The sequence below is a fragment of the Methanobrevibacter sp. genome (assembly GCF_017447225.1).
Classification (GTDB): domain Archaea; phylum Methanobacteriota; class Methanobacteria; order Methanobacteriales; family Methanobacteriaceae; genus Methanocatella.
In genome coordinates, this window is record NZ_JAFSNZ010000096.1 from 1 (window position 1) to 5,891 (window position 5,891).

Sequence of the window (5,891 nt, forward strand, 5' to 3'; positions counted from 1 at the left end):
CATAAATAACTAGAAATTAGTAAAAAACATGAAAAGTATTAAATTAGAGAATTATGGTGAATCCTCTTGATAAATTTTTAATTAGTTTTAATTAACTGGAAGCATTATTCATGCTTTTTTTTAAAATCGGAGGTTAAGAATGAAAAATAAACTAATACTGTCTTTGGTTGTTTTGCTTGTTGCCGTTTCTGTTCTTGCTGAAAAAAATTTCGTTTATCAAATAAAAGAGGATGGAATATGAGTTTTTTAGATAGAATTTTAGGAAATAACAAGAATAATACTTCAAATCAGAAAAGTGAACCGACGGAAATTAACAATCAAAAACAGGTTAGGAAGCCATCAGGACAGATAAACACTAAGGAAATGAGTGATCAAGAATTGTTTGATGCAATATTCAAATCAAAAGATTCTGTGAAGGATAGTGGATTTTCAGTTGGGGAAATCGTAAACATGTTTCACAGAATCAATGATGAGTCTTATCTGAAAAAACTTGAAGGGATAAAATTTGTGGGAGACAATCAAAGAAACATCGCTAAGGCTATCATTCACAGAATCACAGATGAACAGTTCCTTGCAGATTTAATCATATCAAAAGGACCAGAATACCACATCATACGTCAATTGGGGGATGAGGAATCAATTAGAAAAGTTGTAGACAATATTGAAGATAGTGATTTCAGAAGTTTTCTAATAGATAATGGATTGATGAGGGCTCGGGATAAGATTAAGGAAATACTTCCATCCGAAGCATTCAGAGAATTGAATAATCTGGAAAATAGATTTTTTGGAAACGGCCGTATTAAAATAGCCATTGACATGAAAAAAAGCATTGAAGCCTGGCCAAATGACATGAAAGCTTTTTATTATTACTTGATTGCTGAAGCTATAAAATATAAAAGCAAATATGACGAAAGGCAATATGCATTTTATGCGGCACAGCTCTACTATAACCCTGCCAATACTTCAATGGGGTGAATTTTCATAAAAAACTTGGATGAATTCAGCGATATTGAAATCAGCTCCAAAACAGCTGAAATGTTGCATGAAAGATTCCCTTTACCAAATTCCTTTGAGGAATTACTATAATAAAACGTAGGGGCATGGAGTTTGTATGCATACTAACTTTAATGATTTAAAAAACATTTGTTTGAAATGAATGTATTCTAGTGAAATATTCTAAATATTAATCTTTTTTCCACCAAATCAAAATCCAGTCTGCCTTATCCTTTTTGTTGTATAATTTTCCGGTTTCAGGGTCTTTGGTGAGAATATTTCCTAAATATTCTTTTAATTTATTTTTTTCTTCATCATTCAACAAATCAAGGCGGAACTTGCCGTTGTCCATTGCCTCTTCAATATTTTCATACTCTCTATATGCCATGATGTCCAGTCTTTCAACATTTGCATATATTCCCATATTGAAGAGTATGTTGAACAGGTAGTTATGTCCCGGAAAGTGTTTGTTTTCACGTCCGATGTATTCATTGAATTCCCCTTCAATTTTCCAGTTTTCAGGTCCGAACAATGTTATGAAAACATATTTATTAGCTATTTTGTCAATTGTTTCTAAGGTTTCTTTTATTGGAATGATTCCGTTAAGTGATCTTGATGCCAAAACGACGTCATGTGAACCTACTTCTTCATAGGTAATTTCCTCAAGTGGCTTTAATATGGTTTTGACATTATTAATTCCTTTTTCTTCAGCTCTTTCTTTTAAAAGTTCAAGCATTTTAGGAGATGAGTCAACGCCAGTAATGCTTCTTACTTTTTCAGCTAGTGGTAATGTAATTGAGCCTTCACCGCAGCCTAAATCAAGCACGCTGTCATTTTCATCCAAAATCAGTTTTGAAAACAAAAGGTCATGATAATCATCTTTTTTAGCTCTTTTGTGAAATGAAACTGCAGCTTTATCCCAGTCCTTTCCACGATCTTCTTTTTGCGTTAACTGTTCAGCCCAGAATTCATCCCATTTAACATCATCAGGGTTTTCAATGCATTGCTTCATAATTACACTTCTGTTTTTCCATTTAATACATTCTGGTAATCTTCATAGTTTTCCTTAAGAAGACGTGGGATTTCCAGTTCGTATGGACAGTTATCAACACATGCGTAGCATTCCATGCAGTCAAGGGTCTTGTCCATCATTTCTTGATATTCTTCGGTCAAATAAGGTTCAGCCGGAAATCTTCTAATCCAAAGGGACATTCTGGCACATAAACTGATATTAATGCCTTCAGGGCATGGCATGCAGTATCCGCATCCTCTGCAGAAATCCTCGCCTAATTGCTTTTTGTCGTTTTCTATAGCTGTTTTCAGTTCTTCATTCAAAAGAGTATTTTCGTCATATGATAAAAACTCATCAAGCTCTTCCATTTTCTGAATTCCCCAGATAGGAAGCACATTATCGAACTGGTTAATGTATGCGTATGATGCTTTTGAATTTGTAATGAGTCCTCCACCCATCGCTTTCATTGCAATAAAACCGACATCCAATTCTTTGCATTTGTTCACCAGATCAATTTCTTCCTGACCGCTTAAATAAGAAAACGGGTATTGCAGTGTTTCATACAGTCCTGATTCAATTGCCTCATGAGCTATTGTAATTTTATGTGTTGTAATACCAATGTGGTTTATTAATCCTTCTTCTTTTGCTTCAAGCATTGCTTTATATAGGTCATCTTCACTTTTCGGACAAAATGATATATTGTGGAACTGATACAAATCCAGATAGTCAGTTTTCATGCTTTTTAATGATTGCTCCAGCTGTTTCCAGAACTCTTCAACTTCTTCGGCAGCACCTTTGCTTGCAAGATAGATGTTTTCCCGTACATCTTCAAAAGCTTCGCCAAGTTTTGCTTCACTGTCAGTATAGAAATGCGCAGTGTCATAGAAATCTATTCCGTTTTCATATGCATGATGCAGGATTTCAACTGAATCTTTCATATTTCTTCTTTGGATAGGCAGAGCGCCGAATCCGTTTTTGTTAACTTCTAAATTTGTTTTTCCAAGTCTCATTTTAATAACCGATCATTTTCAATATTACATAAAAAATAAGAATTATTATTAACAGTATAATTGAGGTTCTTGCTGAAAAAAATCTTGTCTTTTTGAATTCCTGGTCTTTAACTTCTCCGGTCTTCATGATTCTTTCCTTTTCAAAGGAACATTTCTGATATATCGCTTCTAAATCCTTTGGAAGTCTTCCATGTTCATTTAACAGATTAATGGTTTTATTTAAATATTTAATTGCCTCACTGTCATTACCTAATTTTACACAGCAGAAAGCTGCCTTATAGTTGAAGTTCGTAATCAGTTCCAAATCGTCAACCTGTTTTTCATAGTCAATGCAGTTGTTGTAGAATTTCAATGCGTCCTTATATTCATGAAGTTCGTATAACGCATCGCCTTTTGCATTAAATCCGATTAACGTGTCTTCATTGAGAAGTGACTTATCAAGATATTCCAGTGCCTCATTGTTTTTGCCGTTTTTCTGAAGCATCTGGCCTTTGTATAAGTCTGATTTTGTATCTCCGCCGAACTGACTTTCATATTTGTCCAGGCTTTTTAAGGCATCATCATATCTTTTGGCCTGAATGAGAAGTTCAATCTTTCCCATTATGACTTCCTTTTTAGAGATACGTGGCTTTTCAATCGGTGAATAGGATTTATATTTTTCTTCAGCCTTATCCATATATTCCAGCGCTTCATCAATCTTGTTTTTATTGAATCTGGACAGTGCCTTGTCACAGATGACATTGATGGATCGAGGCTGTTTTTCCAGGTATTGATCAAAGTATTTCTCACCAAAATCTCCATTATCGTGAGTTTCATCATAATACTGATAATACAGGCCTTTTTCCTCTAAAGCAATCAGATAATCTTTTTCAATTAATAAGTCAATAATTGTCAAATAAGACTCAACATCATCTTTCCCGTGTCTTTTTTTAGCAAGCTTGAATGCCTCTTCGTAGTTTTCATCTTCAATATATAGCTTTGCCGTTTCTATAGCATCACTCATTTTATCAACCTATATAATTTATCAAATTCCATTTTTTCATAACTACTCTAATTTAAATTTGTTTTTTCAACTTAAAAACATTAAGTATTTTTATATCTTTATTTAAATATTATTAATAGATAAAGAGTTGAAGTTTCACTCTTATTACTTATTTTATAAAATTTAAATTGTGATGATTAAATGAATGATTTAGAAGAAATTGTATATAAGCATGCTTTATTGAATGCTGCCAAACATAAGGGAAACGCAAATCCCGGTGCTGTAATCGGTTCTATCATGGCAAATGAACCTGAACTCAGAAGCAGAGCAAAGGAAATCGGTCCTATTGCAGGAAAAATCGTAGCTCAAGTCAATAATTTGTCAGCCGATGAACAGGCCAATGAAATGGAAAAATTCGGCGTTGAAGTTCAGGAAAAAAAGAAAGTCAAAGAAGTGGGACTTCAGGAACTTCCGGGAACACATGAAAATATAGTTCTGCGTTTTGCTCCAAATCCGAGCGGACCGCTTCACATCGGACACTCAAGAGCAGCAGTTCCTAATGCAGAATACGTTAAAAGACATAATGGTAAACTGATTTTAAGAATAGAGGATACCGACCCAAAAAGAGTATATGAAGACGCTTATGAAATGATTCCTCAGGATCTGGAATGGCTGGGAATCAATCCTGATGAGATAATTTATCAGTCCGACAGATTCGAAATTTATTATGATTATGCACGTCAATTGATAGAAAAAGGTGCAGCATACATGTGTACATGTGACGGCGCCACATTCAAGGAATTGAAAGACAGCTGCAAGCCATGTCCGTGCAGAGACAATTCAGTTGAAGAAAACCTTGAATTATGGGAAAAATTCGATACAATGGAAGCCGGTGAAGCAGTTTTAAGAGTAAAAACAGATATCAACCATAAAAATCCTGCTATCCGTGACTGGGTTGCAATGAGACTAGTTGATGAGACTCACCCTAGATTAGGCAACAAATACCGAATATATCCTATGATGAACTTCTCAGTAGCTGTGGATGACCATTTGATGGGAATGACTCATGTTTTAAGAGGAAAAGACCATTTGGCCAACAGTGAAAAACAGAAATACCTCTATGACCATATGGGATGGGACTTACCGGAATTCATCCATTACGGCAGATTGAAAATGGAAGATATTGCATTAAGCACCTCCAAAGCACTTGCAGGAATTGAAGAGGGAACCTACAGCGGATGGGATGACCCAAGGCTCGGAACCTTAAGGGCAATCGCAAGACGTGGAATCGACCCTAGAACCATTTACAATTTAATTACAGAAATCGGTGTAAAAATGGCAGATTCAGCTATCAGCTGGAAAAAAATATATGGTCTAAACCGTAACTTCCTCGAACCTGTAGCAAACCGTTATTTCTTTGTGGAAAATCCTCAATTGATTGAAGTAAACAATTATAACGGCGGAGATATGGTCATTGAAAGACCCCTTCATGCAGACCACCTGGATAGAGGCAACAGATTACTTCCATTCAACGGCAGCGCTTATCTTGCAGAGTCCGATATTGCCGATGGAATATTCAGACTGATGGATGCTGTCAATGTCGATATTAATGATGGCGATATTACTTACAACTCAGATTCCTTTGAAGAAGCAAGAGAGTTGAAAGCCAAAATCATCCAATGGGTTCCTGTTGATGATAATGTTAATGTCACCATAGTCATGGATGACGCATCACTAAAAACAGGTCTTGGAGAATCAGCTTTAAAAGATTTGAAAGTCGGAGACATTGTTCAGTTTGAAAGAATAGGTTTTGCACGTTTGGATGAAATCAAAGATGACGGATTAGTATTCTACTATGCTCATAAATAGGTGATTTGATGACTCTATTCACTAA

General features: G+C 35.3%; 5 protein-coding genes. 2 read left to right on the forward strand and 3 right to left on the reverse strand.

All coding sequences use genetic code 11. From position 1 onward, the window contains the following. Positions 1–237 precede the first annotated feature (237 nt). A complete protein-coding gene (locus IJQ68_RS09195; RefSeq protein ID WP_292799559.1) occupies positions 238–975 on the forward strand; it encodes a hypothetical protein in 738 nt (245 codons plus the stop codon). 208 nt (positions 976–1,183) lie between these two features. On the opposite strand, the gene IJQ68_RS09200 is transcribed toward IJQ68_RS09195, so the two are convergent. From IJQ68_RS09200 to IJQ68_RS09210, 3 genes are read right to left on the reverse strand one after another with little or no spacing between them, the layout of a single operon-like run. Further along, positions 1,184–2,005, reverse strand: a complete 822-nt coding sequence (locus IJQ68_RS09200; protein ID WP_292799562.1) for a class I SAM-dependent methyltransferase — start codon at positions 2,003–2,005, stop codon at positions 1,184–1,186. Between the two features lie 2 nt (positions 2,006–2,007). Then, the gene (locus IJQ68_RS09205) at positions 2,008–3,015 is read right to left on the reverse strand and encodes an aldo/keto reductase (RefSeq protein ID WP_292799565.1); all 1,008 of its coding nucleotides are present in this window, start codon (positions 3,013–3,015) and stop codon (positions 2,008–2,010) included. 1 nt (position 3,016) lies between these two features. After that, positions 3,017–4,018, reverse strand: a complete 1,002-nt coding sequence (locus IJQ68_RS09210; RefSeq protein ID WP_292799568.1) for a tetratricopeptide repeat protein — start codon at positions 4,016–4,018, stop codon at positions 3,017–3,019. 180 nt (positions 4,019–4,198) lie between these two features. Between IJQ68_RS09210 and IJQ68_RS09215 the strand changes: the two genes are divergently transcribed. After that, positions 4,199–5,866: a glutamate--tRNA ligase gene (locus IJQ68_RS09215; protein ID WP_292799571.1), complete on the forward strand. Its 1,668-nt coding sequence runs from the start codon at positions 4,199–4,201 to the stop codon at positions 5,864–5,866. Positions 5,867–5,891: the final 25 nt, after the last annotated feature.